Source organism: Allobosea sp. AAP35, assembly GCF_001295925.1.
GTDB lineage: Bacteria > Pseudomonadota > Alphaproteobacteria > Rhizobiales > Beijerinckiaceae > Allobosea.
Map to the genome: position 1 here is coordinate 1 of NZ_LJHQ01000008.1, position 19,107 is coordinate 19,107.

Here is a 19,107-nt window from a genome sequence, read left to right on the forward strand (position 1 = left end):
CATCGGGAACCTCCATCGGATCCATTATGGCCGCCCGCACACGGAAATCCCGACAGTCCCCGTTTACAATTGCGAGTTCGGAGCTTTCGACCGCTGGACCTTCACTGATCTTTCTCAGCGTCGTCGTGTGCACCCTAGCCATTTACAAGAAAACCCCGCGCAGAAAAACCCGTGCCACGGCCGTGTCCGCGTCGATTCTTGGGCGGCCGCCGGCGCGTCAAGGAAGAACGGCGCTCTTCACGCACTTTTCGCCTGCGGCCAGATCGCGACCTGTCCTGACATAACCAGGCGATCGCGCCCGGCGCCTTTGGCGACATAAAGGGCCCGATCAGCTGCTCCAACCAGCGAGGCGCCATCTAACGCGGAGGCGTCAGTTGGCCAGGCGGTCGCTCCGCCGAGGCTCGCCGTGACGACCTTGGAAGGGAGCTTCATAGGGTGCGGGATCACAAGTCCACGAATGGCCTCGCCAACCCTGAGTCCGACCTGCTCGCAGCCCTCGGCGTCGGTATTTGGCAACAGGAAGACGAACTCTTCGCCTCCATATCTCGCAGCCAGATCGGCCGGTCGCCGAGCTTGTGTTGATAGGATACTTCCCACAGCACGAAGGCACTCATCACCGGCCTGATGGCCGTAGCGATCGTTAAATTCCTTGAAATGGTCAATATCGATCATCAGCACGGAGACAGGGGCCCCCTCTCGCGCCGCTCTTGCCCATTCTTGGTGTAGCCGCTCGTCGAAGCATCGGCGGTTGGCAAGCCCGGTCAGGCCATCGGAGGTTGCCAGTGCCGCCAGTTTGTCCTGGAGATCCTTGTGTTCGGTCATGTCGCGCGAAATTGCCACGACCCCGTCGACCATGCCGGTATCCGTCTTTTTCGTAACGCGTAGCGACGTCTCGATCCAGATTTCCGCCTTCTCTCGATGTCGAGTGCGATAAAGGATCTTGGCTTCCTCGACGTCCCCGCGCTTCAGCGCAGCTACGGCCTGTGCGACGCGGGGTAGATCCTCCGGGTTGACGCCAGCCAGAGCCGGCGTTCCCACAAGCTGTGCGGGATCCCAGCCCAGAACGCGCGCGCAAGACGGTGAGGCGTAAAGAATGCGCTCGTTGAGGTCGACACGGGTGACCATGTCGCTGGATTCTTCCGCGAGCAAGCGGAAGTCCGCCTCCTTGGCAGCCAGTGCCCCTGCCGTGCGCTGACGTTCGAAGAGCTGGCGCACGAGGTAAATACCGATGATGCCGATGAACAACGTCAAGGCGAGGACGAAGGCGGTCCGAACGACCGCACCCTGGCGCCAGCGCGCCAGGACTTCATCCTGTGCTTCCGTTGCGAGCAGCACGAGTGGATATTTTTCGCTAAACCTGAACGAACTCAATCGCTGAACACCGTCCAAGGGCGACTTGAAGTAATAGGCGCTAGCGGGGGCGCGGGACGATCGGTCCCTGATGAGCGACGTCGCCGACATGTCTCTCCCGACAAGGGTGCCGTCGTCGAGACTGCGCGCCAGCAGGATGCCGTCGGCACTGAGCAATGTGACGGTGCCGTTGGGCCCGATGTCGAACTGGCGATAGAACTGGGTAAAATAGGCCGTGTCGATCGTCGCAAGGACCACGCCCGCGAAAGTCCCATCTGGATGGTTGAAGCGGCGGGATACCGTGATGATCCATTGGCTCCCGGAACGGCTCTTGATCGGTCGGCCAAGAAAGGCCTGACGGTCGTCTACCGCGCGATGATGCTGGAAATAGGCACGGTCGCTGTTGTTCAAGCCGGTGAGGCTGACGCCTTCCGTCGTAGCCAGCCAGCGTCCCGTTTCGTCATAGACGAATAGGCCGCGAATGCGGCCTAGCGTCATCTTGCGCTGCGCTAGGAAAACCTGGATCCGCGCAATCGCTGCAGGCTCCGTCCCGTTTGTCTCAAGTCTGCTGGCCAGACCGATAAGCGTGGCGTCAGCGAGATCGATCGTGTCCTCCGCGTGCTGCGTCAGCGAGCGCGCGAGATTCGCCATGTCGACTTCGGCATTCTTCAGGTCGACGTCGCGCGAGGTCCATTCGCGCCATCCGCTCAGGGCGAGAATGACGAAACAGACGGCCGTTATAAAAATCGCGGCCCAGAATGGCAGACGTGGCAGGGCGAACGTTCGATGAGCGATACGGACCGCCTTCATGGCTGATTTCCTCCCAGTGGAGCCTCGCATTGCCACCTTAACGAATTGAACTTCTGCGGATTGGACGCGAGAGGCGAACAGTCCAGACGTCGGCCCACGGCGACCGTTGTCAGTTGCCGCCAAACTGCCAGCTGGACCGCCAAAATGCGGACGCTGTCGGTGTCGGCTAGGGGCGAGAAGCGCCGGACAGAGGTCCAGGCGAGATGCGCCACAGGACTAATCCGCTCTCCCGGCAGGGTGCTGCGGCGCCATCCGCCGTCGTGTGGATATCTGAGCTAGAATGACCAAGGGTCCGAAAGGACCCATGTAGGTGGAGGCAAGCAACGCCGGGCCGCGCGGCTGGGGGGCAACAGGTCGACCCGGCGTCGCACGCTCCGAGGAGCGCTGAGCCAAGCATGCTTTCGTAAGGTCAACACATCGTTAAGAGCCGCCGGCGTCTCCGCCTCGACGGCCGCACCAGGACGAGCTTGTTGGTCCTGGAAGGCGATGTTCGCGTTACTGGTGCGACGATTGGCGCGGTCTTGGTTTCCCTGACCGGATCACGAAGCCCGCTCGGCGTGTTACCCTACGGCACATCGTTCGCCGGGGGGCATTATGATCGCAGTCCGTTTCACTACGACCGATCTTCCTGCCAGAGAACAATTCGATGCGTGGCAGAGCTGGTTTGGCGGCGTCTTCAACGTCGCGACTGCTGATGGAAACACCGGCTTCGAAGCGAGCAGCACGGTCTGGGCACTAGACGGATTCGCACTGGGCCACGTCAGAGCGCCGGCCTTGACGGCCGCTCGGGACACCGCGCTTTTGCGTTCAAACCCTGTCGATCACTGGGTTATCACGATAGGGCAGCGCCAAACGGTCGGATCATATGGTGCTGGCCTCGAACTCAACGTGCCGGCCGCGGTCCCTTTTGTTGCCTCGCTCGGGCGGGAATTGATCAGCCAGCGGCCGGGCGACGAGCGGCTGCATCTTTATCTCCCGCGCGACACCTTCCGCGATCTAGCTCCACCGCTCGATGCGGCACAAGCCCAGGCCCTCGATACGCCGCTCGGCCGGTTGCTGGGCGACTATATCAGCCTCCTGCAGCGCCACCTCGTCGAATTCGAGGCGGCAGACATGCCGCGGCTCACGCATGCAGTCAGGGCCATGGTGATGGCTTGCGCAGGCCCCTCAGCGGATCGTCTCGACCTGGCCGCGAGCCAGATCAACCTGACGCGTCGCGAGAAGGTCCGGCAGTTCATTGACCGGAATCTGCGCGACCCGTCTCTCGACGCCGCTTTGTTGTGCCGCGCGATCGGGATGTCACGCACGCAGCTCTACCGGCTCTTCCAGGACGATGGAGGAGTGTCGCGCTATATCCGTCATCGCCGGCTGCTGCGCGCCTATGCCGACCTGGCCGACACGGCTAATAACGGAAGCATCAATGCCATCGCCGATGCCCTGTGCTTCGACGATGCCTCCAGCTTCAGCCGGGCCTTCAAACAAGAGTTTGGCTTGAACCCGCGTGATGTGCGGGCAGCGGCAGCTATGGGACCGAAGACTCATTCCGGACGGGGCGAAAGGTGCTCGGATTTTCCCACATCGCTCCGCGAGTGCCTGATGCGCTTCTGAGGCGGACCGCGCATTAAAGTTGGCGCTGGCAGGAGTAGACCGGCATCACCCGCCGGTGCGCGAAACGGTCCTTCGCTGCACCATCGACGACATGGCACCCCGACCTGACGCATGAATTCGCGCTGAGACCCGAAAAAGGTGCTCAGTTTGTCAATCTCGGCATGGGCGACATCCGCATGGGTCCGCGGTCGCTGCCCCGCCGCTCGAACGCGCGGGCGCGGCATGTCTTCAACATCGCGTCCCTCAGCGCAGTCGCGTTGACCGCTGGCAGAACCAGGTCACGCGCGGTCCAAAATGGCGTCGCAACTTCTTCAGCCAAACACAGGCAGGTTTGCATCCGCTGAAGGGGTGGTTGCTGCAATTCGGCCTCGACGCAAGGGTGCACGACGTCGTTGAAGGTCGGCACGCGCGACGTGACGAGGTATGCAGCCCCCGAACCGATCGCCATTAAAGCCGTGAACGTCATGGCAACCGCCCTGATCACGGCGTGGCGCCTTCCGGCATTTCAGCAATATCCCGTACGACCCAGCGCGTAATCTCGCCCGACACCTCAACCTTGTAATTCAAGTCGTTGGCCTTGCCGCGCGCTTCGTCTTCGTCACCGGCTTCTACTACGACCGTAATCGACCGCTCGATATCCATTTTGACCGTAAAGCTCTTAACTGGCTTCTGCATAGGCACCTCCTTTTGCGCGGCCTACGGGAAGAGTCAGATGACGTATAGTCAGCCAATAGGATTAGCGGTTGTTCAAAGGCAATAAAGCTTTGCGGACGGATCGACGGGTAGCCATAAAGCCTCGGACATGATGCGTTAATGCGACACAGCATTCGGCGTTCCGGTGCCCCGTCGTCGTACTCGCTTCACCCGTAGTGCCTCCGCCCACATCATACTCACGACCTGGGCACAGTGATTGTCGGCGTCATCGCGAACAGCGGAAAGGGCGGTCGCGCGACCTTCTTCGTCGGACGCCTGACGGGCACACCGAGGGGGCTGCGTAGGAAAATGGAGTCACGTCCATACATCGTTTGGCACATTCGGGATGCCCAACGTCGGACTTCCCCAAGGTCGGGATGAGCCAACTCCAGGAGCCCGACGCCTAGTCCAAAAGCTGCCCGGAAGCAGACGTTCCAGATGTCGGCTTGGCGGTTTTCCACAGAGTGGGGTTCGGCGCCGTCGTTCTTCATGGGCAAGCCCGGCTGGGTGCGATCCAGGGCCTGAAACTGCGCCTTCTCATCGACATTGAGCACCACGGCATGGGTCGGAGGATTACGTCTTGACCGCAAACAGCGGGGTAACTCAAAGAATTGCACCGCACTTGGCCTATCTCCGGGAGCAGCGAGGCCCGCAGGACAATTTTGGGAGCGGAGGACCCGCAAAATTCCTAGGCGGCCCGCGAGTAGACCGGCTGAAGACGGGCGTCGTTCCATAAGAGCTTGCCCTAACGGATCGTTCCAAAACTAGCGATTATCGGTCCATAAGAATGGTCCATTGACATTGATGGCCACACCTAAGATGCTATTGGAACGATAGCCTATAGGAGACGGCCCCCATGCTCATCGGATACGCGCGCACCTCGACCCTCGACCAGACGGCCGGACTAGAGGCGCAACAGCGCGACCTTGCGGCGGCGGGGTGTGAGAAGGTCCTGGTCGAACAGGTGTCGTCGGTGGACGTAGGCGAGCGCCTGGAGCTAGCCCGCGTTCTCGACATGCTCAGAGCTGGCGACGTCATGGTGGTAACGAAGCTCGACCGCCTTGCCCGATCCATGGCTCACCTAATGGACCTCCTGAAGATCATCGACGGAAAGGGCGCATCTCTCCGCATCCTCGCGATGAACCTCGACACGGGCACTCCCACGGGACGGCTCATGCTCAACATGCTGGGGAGCGTGGCGCAGTTCGAACGGGAGATCATGCTGGAGCGGCAGCGCGAAGGCATCGCCAAGGCCAAGGCCGCAGGCAAGTACAAGGGCCGAGCCCCCACGGCCAAAGCCAAGCAGGCCCAGGTCACTAAGATGTCGGCTGAAGGCACTAGTTTGTCAGAGATCGCGCGGCGCCTTGGTATCGGCAAGGCAAGCGTGCATCGCATCCTTAAAGCCGACCGCTCCGAGAGTTGAACGGCTGACCTGGCGCTAATCAAAAACGAAATAATATCATAATATCAGATACTTAAAAAATTGCTGACTTGGCGAAATGGCCTGTCGCAACAATATCCAGGTCAGCGGTTGCTCTTCCGAATTAGCGGATGGGCGTCTTCCATAACGAAAACCCCGACCTTTCGGCCGGGGCATCGTCTGGGCAGGAACTGCAGCCATCCTCGCGCTTGCCGGCGCAGGCGGCTTGATCGAACAAAGCGACTTGCCCGATGTCAGAAGATTTGGCCATTGAGCCGCTCCCTATCAAGAGCTTGCGCCCCGCGAATGATGCGGACGGGCCGGCCTCTCTAAACCACGATCCCCTCGTCGCTCTGCTTGATGACGCTGCATCATATGATGAAGAGCGGGTGCGAGCGCATGAAACCAGCGAGTCCCGCTACCAGGACGCTGTGGCATCCGGTAAGGCCCCCAAGCGCCCTGCCGCGCTGCGCCTGCTCGACTGGTCCCGTTCGACCATCCTCAGCCACGAGCCCGCCCGCGCGGAATATCTGCAACAGCTCCGCGACCGTAATGGCGTGGCACGCATCATCGGAGACCAAGTCGCTCCATATTATGCGTGGGTGCGCCAGCAGGCCGAGCGCCCCCTTGGCTCGCACCTCGCCGCGGTGACCGCCAACGGCTTCAACTGCCTGCCGGTCTTCGGCAAGATGCCGGCTCCGCCGCGCGACTACATTGCACCAGGCGCGCATTTCGCGTTCGACGATCCGGCTCGGCCTGCATGGACTGACGCATGCTCGCGTCCGTGGCAGCAGTCGATCCTCGACTATTGGACCACCAACCGTGCTAAAGCATCTATCGGCCTGGCATGCGGTCCACTGCAGTCTGGCGCAGCGTTCGGTCTAATCGCTCTCGACATCGACGCGGACGACGCCGCGACCGTCGCCATATGGCGCGAGGAATTGGCGCGCGAGCTAAACCTCGATCCTGATGCCCTCATGCAGCGCGGTCGCGCGGGCTCACCCCGTGTTTTAGTGCCGATCCGCATCGCCATGTCTGGCATTGATCGCGTTCCTTCAGCCAAGATGCACGGCGCGGAGCTGCTTGGACACGGAAAGCAATTCGCCGCATTCGGCTATCACGTTTCGGGCTCCGCCTATGAATGGACCAATGGCAGCCCGGCGACCGTCCGTCATATGGACCTGCCTGTTATCGACGTAGATCAGCTCGCAGCCGTCACGTTTCGCGCCTATGGGCGCCTTGGCCGCATCGCTGACGCCGAAGAGATGGCGCAGAGCATCGTCCTAACCGCTGTCAATGGCGTGCAGGAGGCAACCGCCAGCACTCTCGCCACAGCTGAGGTTTCAGGACTTGTTCGTAGCGCCCACTCGTCCGGTATGAGCATCTTCTCGCTCGCGAACGACATGGCGCTGCGGAATCTGACGCACTGGATTTACGGCCTGGCCGGCGTCGCCGAGATCAAACCCCGCCGCAACGGCTTCGATGCCGTGCCGATGTTCCGGGACACAGGCCGCAGCTCGAAGGATCGCGCACGCGATGGCCGGTCGCTGACGTTCGGCCCGCCCGGCACGACGCAGGCCGGCATCAAGGACCAGGTCGCCGGCACGAAATTCAGCGCCATCGACCTCGTCATGGCATCAGAGGGCTTCTCCAAGGTCCGCGCCCTGCGCTGGTTGTGTGAACGCCTCTGCCTTGTGGCGGAGTACGACGAGTCCCGACGTGTCTGGTTCGCGGGCGAGAAAGACATAGACCTGGCCGCCATCCGTGAGAAGGCTCGGCTCGTACGCGACTTCAACACAATGTTGGCAGGCGTCTTGGTCAAGCCTGACGACGCCCCGCACGTCGATGACGAGCCAATTGTCGAGGATGACGCCCTGGCGGTTGCGGACGCCGCCAGTGAAGCCTCTACGGCTGCGCCAGTGTCGATTGAGCAAGCGCGAGAGATCGCGTCTGCCTGCGTGGATTCTGCGTTTGCTCATGCGGCCAAGCCCCGCACGAATGAAACCGCCGTCACACGGGTGCTTCGTGCTCGGCTCGGAGTCGGCAAAACGACGGCGTTCATCACCCGCGTCCTGACTTGGCTTTGGTCTGGCGAGGATACTGATGGCTGCGTGGTTTATGCCGCCCCCACGGACGCACTGGCGCGAGAAACCTACGACAAGCTTGTGGCGACGGCCCCTGCCGGTTCTGTTTCCCGCATCGGCGGGCGCGGGACCGTCATAGACGGCGAGCCGCTCTGTGGACGTGTCGAGGACGTGAACCGCTTCGCACGGCACATGCCCGGCGTCTCGATCATCAAAACCATCTGCACGGCGCCCACTGAAAACGGCGGGTGTCCGCTCGCTGCCTCGTGCCGCTATCTAGCGCAGGCGAAGGCATCTGAGACGAAGCACCGCAAGCCGCATCTCGTCATAGTGTCTAGCCAGTTTCTCACGAGCCCTGGTGCGGTCATCCCGCTGCATGTCGCTCTTCTCGTTCTTGACGAGAGCATCATCGGTTCGATGACGACGCAGGTTGCTGACATCGGCGTCTCAACCATTTCCGCGTTGCGGGCGACCGCCGAAGAAACGCGAGCCAAAGCCCGGTCTTGCCGCTCCGTCGCTGGATCCGGCCTGATGCCGAAGGTTGAGGCGTTCGCCGCAGCCGATGATTTGGCGATCACCCTGCGTCAGATCGAGCCGAACCGGATCATCACTGCCGAGCGCCTCGCTGAAGCTGGGTTGGACTTCGCAGCCGTCCGCCATCTTGCCCATTGGGCGTCGATGATGTCGGAAGCCTGCCGCCCCGAACATGAATGTGGGCGCGTCAACCTCGACACCGAACACGTGTACGCCGCGCGCTGGCACGAGACGGCCGCGATGCTGACCGCCATTGTGGAATGGGAGGATAGCTTACACGAGCGCGTTCCGGTCCTGATCGAGAACGAGTTGTCAGAACGCCGCGTCCGCGTCGTGGCCCGTCGCCGGTTGCCGGAGCACCTCCGCACCGTTCCGGTCCTGGCGATGGACGGGACCGGCGAGATCGAGTTGATCGAGTTGGCGCTCCGCCGCACCATCGCTCCTGAGAACATCGTTGACGCCTGGCCGGACGATCCGGCCGGCGTCGAGAACCTTTATGTTTCGGATGCTCCGGTCGGAAAGGCGGAGATGCTAGACCGCAAGACAGGCGTCGCGGCGGGCCACAACCGCATCATCAGCGCCTTGAAGCGCAACCTGGGCGACAACGCCCTTGTGGTCATGCCGAAAGCGATCCGCGAGGCGAAGGCGTCGAAGGGGCAAGGCTTCCTCGACTATCGCGGACTCGGAATTGGCCACTTCAATGGCCTCGCCGGATCGAACGCATTTGAGCATGTCCGCTGGATCAGCCTTCACTCGCGAGAAATTCCTCCCGCGTACGACTTGGTGCCGATGGCTATTGCGCTGAAGCTCGATGACCTCGACGATAACTCGTCCCGCTACAGCAAGACATCGCGGCCGATCCGCCTCCGCAATGGCAGCACCCTATCGATGCAGATCGACTCTCATGGTGATCCCGTCGTGGACGCGCTTTTGCGCGCTTCGACGGATGGCGAACAGCTACAAGCTGCCGAGCGCGGCCGTGCAGTCAACCGTTCCGAGGACAAGCCGTTGACCACCGTCTATGCGACGGGGCGTCTGCATCCTCGTGTCGTGATCGACGACGCGCCACGTTGGGGAGCGACCGCCGCCGGTATCGCTGATGTCGTTCGCGAAGCATCGGGTGGATGGATGATCTATGGCCGTCGCGGGCTTCTTCCGGCCCTGCCGGTAGCAACCGAGCTGAAGGAGACATTGACCTGGTATCCCGCAAATCGCGGCTGGCCGGCAATGTCACAACAGGGGGCGCTAGCTCGCGTAGAGATTAAAGATGGGGTTCTTATATCTCTACGCGAGCTAGCGCCCCCTGTTGGAGCGGTACTCTACCGCGTCACCGAGGCGAACACTGGGGACTGGCATATCGAATGCCCCCCAGGCACCACGGCCGAGAATGCTCAACGCTTCGTCCGCTCCCTTGGTGCTCTGACCGCCCATGTCGAGGGTGTGGCCGGATCGCGCGCTCTTGCGTCGTGGCAGGAGCATGGCATCGCGACAGACAGCGCCGCTGCTTGCGTCATCATCGACCCGATGACCTGGGGGGATAAGCGCAACGCCTCAAGATCGCCGGGCGGCTTGCTCGACCCCGCAGCTCTTGCTGCCGCAGACCCGAACGTGGTTCTGTTCCGCATTACGCGGCCGGCGTCATCGAGCGCGTTCGTCGTGGCTATCGATAGCGCCCGCTATCCGCATCCAGTGCCGCATCTCGAAGGTCTATTCTCCGGCCGTGGCAAGCTCGCGGGCAAGCTGCCGAAGGTCGAGCGTGTAGGAGCACCCCAGGAGCCCGCCAAGACCCCGGCCGGCGTACTCCCCTTCGTTCGCCCGGCCACCCCGTCCGTGCCCGCCCTTGGGCTTGCTGGCGGCTTGCTCGCCGGCTGGCACCCGGCCCAGCCGAACGACCTAGCAGGGCCGACAGCGGGATGGGCATCCCGCCCATGGGTCGCCGCAACCTTCGTCGGCCTGATGTAGTGGCACTCGCATGCGCGAGACCGCTGACGCGTTGCAAAATTTAACTCACTGGCAATAATTTCGGGATTTTCTGACGCAATAACAGGCATTGAGGCTGCGTTCCGATGGCGAAGCGCCAAAAACCCGCGGCAGTGGAGATGACTATGTCCGTCACATCCATTGACTTCGAAACTGCATTCGCAGCGATGCCCATGCCAGCGTTTCTTGTCGATCGGGCACTGGTCATAGCCGCGAGCAACTCTGCCTTTGAACGACTGGTCGGAATTGATCAATCCACGATGATTGGCCGTCCGTTTTTTGAGTTGTTTCCGCCTGCCAATAAGCGCGAGGGACAGGTGTTAAAGAACTCCTTTAATCGCGTGTTCAGAACCGGCAAGCCGCATCACATGGCACACGTTCAGTATACGACGGCGTCTGCGGAAGGTGGCGAACGTTCGTGGACAACCTCCAACAGTCCGCTGTTTGGACCCGATGGCGCCGTTTGCCACGTTCTGCATTGCACGGCAGAGATTACGGATCTGGTGCAATTGCGGCACTCGCCACAGGCCGAGTGCGTTGCGGAGACCGGCATCGTAGCTTGGGCTCGGAATGTCGAAAATAGCCTCAGCAGCGAGCATAAACGTCTTCAGCAGCTTTTTCAGCAAGCGCCAGGCTTCTTCTGCGTACTGCAAGGCTCGAAGCATACTTTCGAGCTTGCCAACGATGCCTATTATCAGCTGGTCGGGCATCGAGAAATTATCGGCCAGGAGGTTGTCGATGTCCTCCCGGAAATCATCCCCCAAGGCTTCATTGAGAAACTTGATCGAGTCTACACAACCGGGGAGCGCTTTACAGGTCGTGCAGTACCGATCCTGCTACAGCGGACCGTTGGGGCACCGATGGAGCAGCGCTACATCGATATGATCTACGAGCCCATGTTCGACGCGAACAGGGTCGTGACCGGCATATTTGTCCAAGGGCACGACGTGACCGAAGCTTACGCGCTCGCGCAGGAGATCGCCTACCAGGCTGCGCATGATCCGCTCACGGACCTCGTCAGCCGACGAGAGTTCACCAAACTGACGCGGAGGACGGAGGGCCCTGGGCCGCATGCGTTGTTCTATATGGACATCGACCATTTTAAGATCGTGAACGATCGCTGTGGGCATGGAGCAGGGGACGCCTTGCTCATTCAGGTTGCCGAGGCTCTCAAGCCGCTGTGCTCGACGGACCAGGATCTTCTCGCCCGCATTGGCGGCGACGAATTTGCGCTGGTCCGGCGAAATTGCACTATGGAGGCTGCCGCCAAGCTGGCCGAACAGTTGCGCCGGGCGGTCAGAGAGATCGATTTCATCTGGAACGGGACGCGCTACGGCATCACGTTGAGCATCGGCCTGGCCGGCTTTACAGAGGCCGAAAGCGAATTCTTCGATTCCATGCTGTGTCTTGCGGACTCTGCGTGCTTCCTGGCCAAGGAGAAGGGCCGCAACAGGGTCCAATTGAGTCTGCGAGACGATCAGGAGATCAGACAGCAACAACAGGACATGGACGGTGTTACGCTTCTCAAGGAGGCGATGCGAGAGGACCGCGTCGTCCTTTACGGCCAGAGGATCGTAGGGCTTCAGGCGGACGTGAAGCACCAACGGACCTTCTGCGAAGTCCTTGTGCGGCTAAGAGACCCTGATGGGACGATCATCTCTCCGAACGCTTTTATTCCAGCTGCCGAGCGCTTTGGCCTGATTGAGGAGCTAGACCGCCACATCATCCGGACGGTGTTTGCATTCATTGAGGCCCGCCCCTCCGACCACCTCGGTGAAATCTGCTACTTCGTCAATCTCTCGGGAATTACCCTGAGCGCTCCGGGATTTTCCGATTTCATCGAGACCGTCCTCACCGATCATCCTTCAGCACTGGCCTCACAGGTATGCTTCGAGGTCACCGAGACTGCGGCCGTTTCCAACATCAACCGGACGAGCGAGTGCATGCACCGCTTGATCAAAAAGGGTTTCAGCTTCGCGCTGGACGATTTTGGCAGCGGGATGGCTTCGTTTGCGTATCTCGATCGGCTGCCGGTCCAGTACGTCAAAATCGATGGCGATATCATCAAGGGCATGGCCGCTCACCCCGCGAAAGCGATCATTGTGGATGCTGTGGCGAAGATCGCGCGCATCATGAATCTGCGCACGGTCGCCGAATCTGTAGAGTGTCGAGAAGTCATCCCACAGCTTGAGACATTAGGAATAGATTATTTGCAAGGCTACGCTTTGCATCGGCCAGAACCACTGTCGAGCCTGATCAAGCTCAATGTGGCCGGGGTTCATTTTACAGATCTGCAGACTGGTCGCGGTGTACAAAGTTAGTGGTATAGAATTCAGAATCTGTCGCTACCTAGCTGTCTCAAGGATGTTTCGTTCTATAATAAATATCGAGTTATTGCATAAAATTATGAAATAATTTGCTGATAAACATCAAGATTAATATTTAATTTTATTCTGATCGCGCAATCATAGCGACGAATATTTTTAAATACGACAATATTCGCAGTCGACGTTGCGGTTTTCCGTCTCAAGCAAAGCGGACATCAATCTCCCCGCTGGCCTTGCGGGCGACTTCGCACATCGTCGAGAAATTATCAGCCTGGATCGCGAGCTTGAAGCGCTGCGGCACGTCCTCTGTACTGATCACCGCGAGGTTGGCGCCCTGTTCGGATAGGCGTTTGACCGTGCAGTGGATTGCAGAACGGCCGCCGTTGAAAATGATCTGTCCGGCCTTGAGCACGCGCCGGCCTAAGCCATGCGACGACCCGGCTGGCGCGGGAGCAGCGATACACCGGTTTCGCCCTTCCGCCTTCGCGCGATACAGCGCGGCGTCCGCCATGCCTAAGAGCGTATCGAGGTCGGCTGCTGCCGAGCCGGAGGTCGCAACACCAATGCTTGCGGTCACCGTAAGAGGGCCATCGTCGGCCCCGACGACCTGTGAAGCGATGCCACTGCGTAGCTTCTCGGCGACTTTGATGGCCTCCTGCTGATTGGTGTGCGGCAGCAGCACGGCAAACTCTTCGCCGCCGAGCCGCCCGAACAAGTCGGTCTTTCTCAACAGCGATTGGCACGTCGCCACGCTGCCAGCCAGCACAGCATCTCCTGCAGCATGTCCATGGCAGTCGTTGATACGCTTGAAATGATCGAGATCCAGCGCGATGCAACTGACTTTATGGCCGTGGCGCTGGGTGAGCGCCAGAAGACGCGAGCCCTCTTCCCGAAACGCACGACGCGAGAGCGCTCCGGTCAGTCCGTCGGTGGTGGCCAAGACGCGCAGCGCCAGCGCGTCGGTGACCACGCCCGCCAAGTCCGACAGGATGGCGATCTGATCGGCGCCGATCACGCGCGGCTGCGCGTCCAATGCGCAAAGCGTACCGATGTTCTGGCCGCGGGAACTTCGAAGTGGGATGCCGGCATAGAAGCGCAAGTGAGGTGGGCCAGTCACCAGCGGATTATCGATAAATCGGCTGTCTGTGTGGGTGTCAGGAACGATCAAGGGTTCGTTCTGCCTGATCGTATAGTCGCAGAAAGCAACGCTACGGTCGGTCTCGCATTCGACGAGTCCCTGCCGGGACTTAAACCATTGCCGATGGCCGTCCAGAAATGTCACGGTCGACATTTGGACCTTCAGGATGCGGCACACCAAGCGGGTTACGCGATCGAAGGGCTCCTCGGTCGGCGTGTCAAGGACGTCGTAACGATCGAGTTCGTCGAGGCGAGCCTGTTCAAGCGCCGCCGCAGAATCCGACATAGCGTCCATCCCTGGTGTAGTTTCTTGGGTTCAGTTCATCGCTGGAACCTAAATGATCGGTAAATCAGGGCGCCTACGGGCGTTGGCGTGCATCTCGAAATTTCGCCCAAACGATTGAACTGCGCTCGCGGCTACGGCATAGCGACAGCGGGCGGACCACACTTGTTCGCGCTACTCGCAATTTGCGTAGCCTAATTTCGATCTGGATAGCTGATGGCGACCACACCCGACGAGCTCAAGCCCCTCCTCTGGGAACCTAACAATCTTGTAAGGGCGATCGAAGCGGCAGGTGTCACTTTATGGTCGTGGAACGTCGACACCGACGCGTTGGCGATGGACGACTTCGCCTATGATCTGTGGGGCATACCGCGCGGCATCGATGTCAACTTCGAGGACTTATCGGCGCATATCCATCCCGCTGATCGTGACCGGGTGCGCGCAGCTTTTACTGCGACGAGGGCCATTGTGGGACCCTACGAGATCGATTTCCGAATCCTGATCGGGGATGAGCTGAGATGGATATCCGCTCGTGGACAGGGCAACGATTCCGGCATGGTCAAGCGCATCATGTTCGGAATTTTCATTGACGTGACCGGCCGTAAACAGGCTGAGGAGGGCCGTGAACTTCTCGCGGGCGAAATGAGCCATCGCGTTAAGAACCTCCTGGCTATCGCTTCCGGGCTCACAGCCATCACGTCGCGGTCCACGTCGACGACCAACGACATGGCTCGCGAGCTCACGCTGAGGCTGACCGCCTTGGGAAGAGCCCATGACCTGGTCCGCCCCGTCCCGGGACAAACCGAAGCGGCGTCGGCCCTGCTCGGCGACCTTTTAACAGTCCTGCTCGCCCCATATGACGATCTCGGGGCGTTTAGCGGACGCATTCGGGTGTCTGTACCGCGGATCAGGGTCGGCGAAGCCGCAACGACTGTTCTAGCGCTCGTCGTACATGAACTGGCGACCAATTCCCTGAAGTATGGTGCCCTGTCGGTGGATACGGGGCTGCTGGACGTCTCTTGCTCGGCGCGTGATGAGGCTGTGACGATCGTATGGACTGAAAGTGGTGGCGCGAAGGTCTCGCCGCCCACGGGAATTGGCGGCTATGGAAGCAAGCTAATCCAGCGCAGTGTGACGGGACAACTGAGAGGTTCCATCGACTATGATTGGGCGGAGGAAGGCGTTGTAGTGACGCTGCATGTCGATCCTGAACGCCTTGCAGCCTAACCGGCAGCGACCTAACCCCAACTACGGCGCAGCAGCAGCGATCGCCTGTAGCAAGGCCGCCGGCGAGTATGGCTTTCGTAAGAATACCGTCTCGCTGGGCATATCGTCCACCCCTGGCGCTACACGTCCAGAAGCCAGTATCAGGATAACGGGAGGCCACCGCTGCCGGATCGCGTGTGTCAGCTTTAAGCCGTCCATAGAACCCGGCATTTCGATATCCGAGAAGACGACGCGAATGTCAGGTCGCGTCTCCAGAAATTGAATGGCCTCATCGGCATTTGATGCCTCAAGGACTTCATATCCGGCATCTTCGATAAGAGAAACTGCGTCTAAACGTATGATAGGCTCGTCCTCAACGACGAGGACAACGATCTTGGTCATTCTGGGCACTCACGACAGCTCTGTTGGTAACTCAGTTTGATCGATTTTGTTTCAGGCCGCCACGTAGAGAATAACCATTTTCGGCTTTCGAATGGGTTGGGTGGGAGCGGTTGGCCAGCGTCTAGAATTTTGAGCTAACCGCCAGTTTACGACCATTTCCTTACGCGCCGCGCTGGAAAAGATAATCGCTACGCTCGTGCGGCACCTTCCTGCGACACCTAGCCCAGCGTTTTAACTGGCAAGCTTTGCCATTTGCATCGTCAATGTCACGATGACGCCCTCTCGTGCCCATTCGCGGTGGATCGACCCGCCGAGCTGGCCGGTAATGCTGCGGACGACGAGACGGCTACCGAAGCCACCCGTACCCTCAGGCTCTTCGACCTTGGGTCCTCCACGTTCTTTCCACGTGATCGCGACGGTCTCGCCGGATTGGTTGCCGGATATGTCCAGCGTTCCTTCCGGCACTGATAGCGAGCCGTATTTCACCGAGTTGGTCGCCAATTCGTGGATCACCAAAGCGATCGACGTCGCCGATGCTTCGCCAACACCCATTCGAGGGACCGCCACGCGGATACGCCCGGAAAATGCGCCCATGTCTTCATAGGGTGACAGCAGGATGGAAAGGAGGTCTCCAAGCAATGCAGCCGTTCCTTGGTGGCCTGGAAGTGGCCGCACCAGGTCATGCGCCCTGCCCAGGGCCGTCAGCCGCCCTGTGAGTTCGTTTGCCATGTCCAACACGGACTTGCTCGAACGAGACGACATCTGTGTTAGACCCGTGGCGATCGCCAGCAGATTTTTGACCCGGTGGCTCATTTCCCCGGCTAAAAGCTCATGGCCCTCCTCGGCTTGTTTTCGACCGGTGACATCCAGAAAGACGCCGTAGGCAAGACCCTTATGTAAGCCGACGTCGCCGATCCCGCGCGCCGAGATCCATCGTATTTCCTCGCCAATCAAAATTCGGAAGTCGATTTCGTACGTGCCCGCGATGGCTCTGGTCGCGATGAAGGCTGCTCGGACCCGATCCCTGTCGACGGGATGAATACGCTCCGACAGGTCTTCAAACTGAAGACGCTGCTTCGGAGCCACCGACCACAACTCAAAACCACGCTCATCCATCGACAAGCTGTTGGTCGCGACGTCCCAGGACCATAAGGAAACTGCGGCGGCACCCATGGCGCGTCGTAGGATGTCGGCGTTCCAGGTCGAAGGGTCGGTTGTCGTCATTGGGCTCTCTGGGCGGTGGCAAGACCAGACCGTGTAGCAGCCGTAGCTCGGATCAACTACTTATAACGGTGAGGTGTTAAACCAAGCGGGGTAAACTGGTCGGCTCGTACGGTTTATGGCCCCCGTAGAGACATTCCGAACGTCTGCAGACTGGCAGGGCTGCGCCGCTTTCACCGAGCCGTGAGGACCAAATCGGGCGGATACTGATATCGCGACCCGTGCCATATAGGCGGCAGGCCAGGACTACCAGTCTGGCCCGGCTAAACCTGCCGAAAGACGCCGACATGATCTCCGACGTGCCTCTGGGACTCGCCGAGCTTGTGTCTGATGACCATTCTATGGAACCTGAGCCTATCCAACGGCAACACCGGCCAGCAGACTACCGCCGGCCTCTACCCCTTCGCCGCCCGGCCGCGCCCACCTGCCGGCTGCGCCTGCCCGACGGGGGCGGGATCGCTTGCCGCCAGGATGCGTCGCCTCCGGCCTTGCCGCAGTTGCCCATCTTCGCCGATCCCGGCGCGTGCCCGCTGCGCCATCACGTCGGCCGGCGGACGCGCGTCCTCGCACAGCAGCCCAGCCCATTCGTTCAGCACGTCGCGGCGAATTTCGAGCAGGGTCGAGCGGTTATATCTGCCCTCAACATCCCCGCGCACATGGCCGAGACAGAGGTCGATCACCACCGAATCTCTCGGCCGGCGCTCATTCATGATCGAGCTAAAGCTTGCCCGCCCCCCATGGCAGTTCTGTTCGCCAGAAAAACCGACCCGTCGCAGCGCCTGTGCGACCGCGTTCTCGGAGAGTCCCTTGCTGCCGTCGCGGAAAGGCGAGGGAAACACTAAAGCGCCCTGCCCTGTATGCGCCCGCATGACCTTCAAGATGGTCACGGCTTCCGGCGACAAGGGCACGACATGATCGTAGGTCGCGCTCGCCTTGCGCGTCTTCGTCAGCTTCATCCGCGACGCAGGAATCACCCACTGTGGATTAGGACCGTCCAGATCAGCGGGAATTTCCGACCAGGGCAGGAAATTAACCGTGCCAATCCGGACCGCCGTTAGCCAACATAATCGTAGTGCCAGCTTCACGATGCCGTGGCCGTCTGCGTCGTCCATGGCCTGCATGATCTCCCGCAGCCTGCCGATGTCCGTGACTGCGGGATTCCGACCGTGCATGACCGCCCCAAGCTGTTTTCCCAGCTTCGCCGCCGGGTTGCGATCGATCAGTTCAAGGCTTTCGGCCGTATCTAAAATGCCGGCAATGCGTCGCTGGACGCGGTGCGCCAGATCAGGCGAACGCGCTTCGATATCGCGCAACAGCTTCATGACGTCGCGCGCCGTGACCTGCGCCACGGGCAGATTACCAAGTGTCGGCATCACTGAGCGGTCGAGCGACGCCTTGACGTTGTCCAGATGAACCGCCGACCAGTGCGAGGCCCTTCCCTTTAGCCATTCATCAGCGACAGAGCGGAACGTCGATTGAGCCTCACGCTCGCGCTGAGCCTGCCGCGCCTTTCGGCCTTCGTCTGGCGTAACCCCTTGACGAAGATCGGCCTTGATCGCCTTCGCCCTGCGGCGCGCCTCGCCGAGCGTCACATCGCCATAATGGCCAAGCGTCTCGACCGTCTCGCGCCCGTCTTTCTGCCATCGGACGCGGAAGATTCGCGCGCCAGACGGCATGCAATGGACATACAGCCCACTCTCGTCGGCGAGCTTGTAAGCCTTGGCCTGCGGCTGTGCAGCGCGAATTTGCGTATCGGTTAGCGCCATCGGGAGTCCCATCATACCCGGTTGAGGCCCTACCCATACCCGGCCCCATACCCGGCGCAAGCCTCTCTCGCTTTGCAAAACCGGCCAAAACACCAAACTAAGCAACAAAAACAGCCAAAACAACCAAACGAGAAAAGCCCCTGTTTCCAGGGGCTTATCACGAAAAGGTAACAATTTCAGGGGCTTACATTTGAGTTTTTGGAGGCCTCGCCCGGAATCGAACCGGGGTGCAAGGATTTGCAGTCCTCTGCGTAACCACTCCGCCACGAGGCCTTCCGTCGGGACG

12 protein-coding genes and 1 tRNA gene are annotated in these 19,107 nt (G+C 60.4%); 5 read left to right on the top strand and 8 right to left on the bottom strand.

The window, feature by feature from the left end:
* Positions 1 to 237 precede the first annotated feature (237 nt).
* Positions 238 to 2,160 carry a diguanylate cyclase gene (locus IP69_RS04300; protein ID WP_054141596.1) on the bottom strand — a complete coding sequence of 641 codons (1,923 nt, stop codon included), beginning with the start codon at positions 2,158 to 2,160 and terminating at the stop codon, positions 238 to 240.
* A gap of 594 nt (positions 2,161 to 2,754) precedes the next feature.
* Here IP69_RS04300 and IP69_RS04305 point away from each other — a divergent pair.
* Positions 2,755 to 3,768, top strand: a complete 1,014-nt coding sequence (locus IP69_RS04305; protein WP_082358957.1) for a helix-turn-helix domain-containing protein — start codon at positions 2,755 to 2,757, stop codon at positions 3,766 to 3,768.
* 142 nt (positions 3,769 to 3,910) lie between these two features.
* Here IP69_RS04305 and IP69_RS04310 read toward each other — a convergent pair whose 3' ends face one another.
* Both IP69_RS04310 and IP69_RS04315 read right to left on the bottom strand, forming a co-directional pair.
* The gene (locus IP69_RS04310; protein WP_156323280.1) at positions 3,911 to 4,234 is read right to left on the bottom strand and encodes a hypothetical protein; all 324 of its coding nucleotides are present in this window, start codon (positions 4,232 to 4,234) and stop codon (positions 3,911 to 3,913) included.
* 14 nt (positions 4,235 to 4,248) lie between these two features.
* Entirely contained in the window at positions 4,249 to 4,443 is a 195-nt protein-coding gene (locus tag IP69_RS04315) for a hypothetical protein (protein ID WP_054141599.1), read from the bottom strand.
* Positions 4,444 to 5,317: 874 nt separating this feature from the next.
* On the opposite strand from IP69_RS04315, the gene IP69_RS04325 reads away from it, so the two are divergent.
* The 3 genes from IP69_RS04325 to IP69_RS04335 all read left to right on the top strand — a co-directional run bounded on the left by IP69_RS04325 (position 5,318) and on the right by IP69_RS04335 (position 12,800).
* A complete protein-coding gene (locus IP69_RS04325) occupies positions 5,318 to 5,884 on the top strand; it encodes a recombinase family protein (protein WP_054141601.1) in 567 nt (188 codons plus the stop codon).
* Positions 5,885 to 6,132: 248 nt separating this feature from the next.
* Positions 6,133 to 10,461, top strand: coding sequence for a bifunctional DNA primase/polymerase (locus IP69_RS04330; RefSeq protein ID WP_054141602.1), 4,329 nt, complete (start codon positions 6,133 to 6,135; stop codon positions 10,459 to 10,461).
* Between the two features lie 104 nt (positions 10,462 to 10,565).
* Positions 10,566 to 12,800, top strand: coding sequence for an EAL domain-containing protein (locus IP69_RS04335; RefSeq protein ID WP_054141603.1), 2,235 nt, complete (start codon positions 10,566 to 10,568; stop codon positions 12,798 to 12,800).
* Positions 12,801 to 13,005: 205 nt separating this feature from the next.
* Here the strand turns inward: IP69_RS04335 and IP69_RS04340 are convergent, their stop codons facing one another.
* On the bottom strand, positions 13,006 to 14,229 hold the full coding sequence (locus IP69_RS04340) for a sensor domain-containing diguanylate cyclase (protein ID WP_054141644.1): 1,224 nt from the start codon (positions 14,227 to 14,229) through the stop codon (positions 13,006 to 13,008).
* A 213-nt stretch (positions 14,230 to 14,442) separates the two neighbouring features.
* Between IP69_RS04340 and IP69_RS04345 the strand changes: the two genes are divergently transcribed.
* Positions 14,443 to 15,453, top strand: a complete 1,011-nt coding sequence (locus IP69_RS04345) for a sensor histidine kinase (RefSeq protein WP_054141604.1) — start codon at positions 14,443 to 14,445, stop codon at positions 15,451 to 15,453.
* A gap of 21 nt (positions 15,454 to 15,474) precedes the next feature.
* Here the strand turns inward: IP69_RS04345 and IP69_RS04350 are convergent, their stop codons facing one another.
* From IP69_RS04350 to IP69_RS04365, 4 genes are all read right to left on the bottom strand, one after another.
* Entirely contained in the window at positions 15,475 to 15,834 is a 360-nt protein-coding gene (locus IP69_RS04350; RefSeq protein ID WP_054141645.1) for a response regulator, read from the bottom strand.
* Positions 15,835 to 16,065: 231 nt separating this feature from the next.
* On the bottom strand, positions 16,066 to 17,058 hold the full coding sequence (locus tag IP69_RS04355; RefSeq protein WP_054141605.1) for a sensor histidine kinase: 993 nt from the start codon (positions 17,056 to 17,058) through the stop codon (positions 16,066 to 16,068).
* A 392-nt stretch (positions 17,059 to 17,450) separates the two neighbouring features.
* Positions 17,451 to 18,821 carry an integrase arm-type DNA-binding domain-containing protein gene (locus tag IP69_RS04360; RefSeq protein ID WP_054141606.1) on the bottom strand — a complete coding sequence of 457 codons (1,371 nt, stop codon included), beginning with the start codon at positions 18,819 to 18,821 and terminating at the stop codon, positions 17,451 to 17,453.
* 199 nt (positions 18,822 to 19,020) lie between these two features.
* Positions 19,021 to 19,094 (bottom strand) — tRNA-Cys (locus tag IP69_RS04365).
* Positions 19,095 to 19,107: the final 13 nt, after the last annotated feature.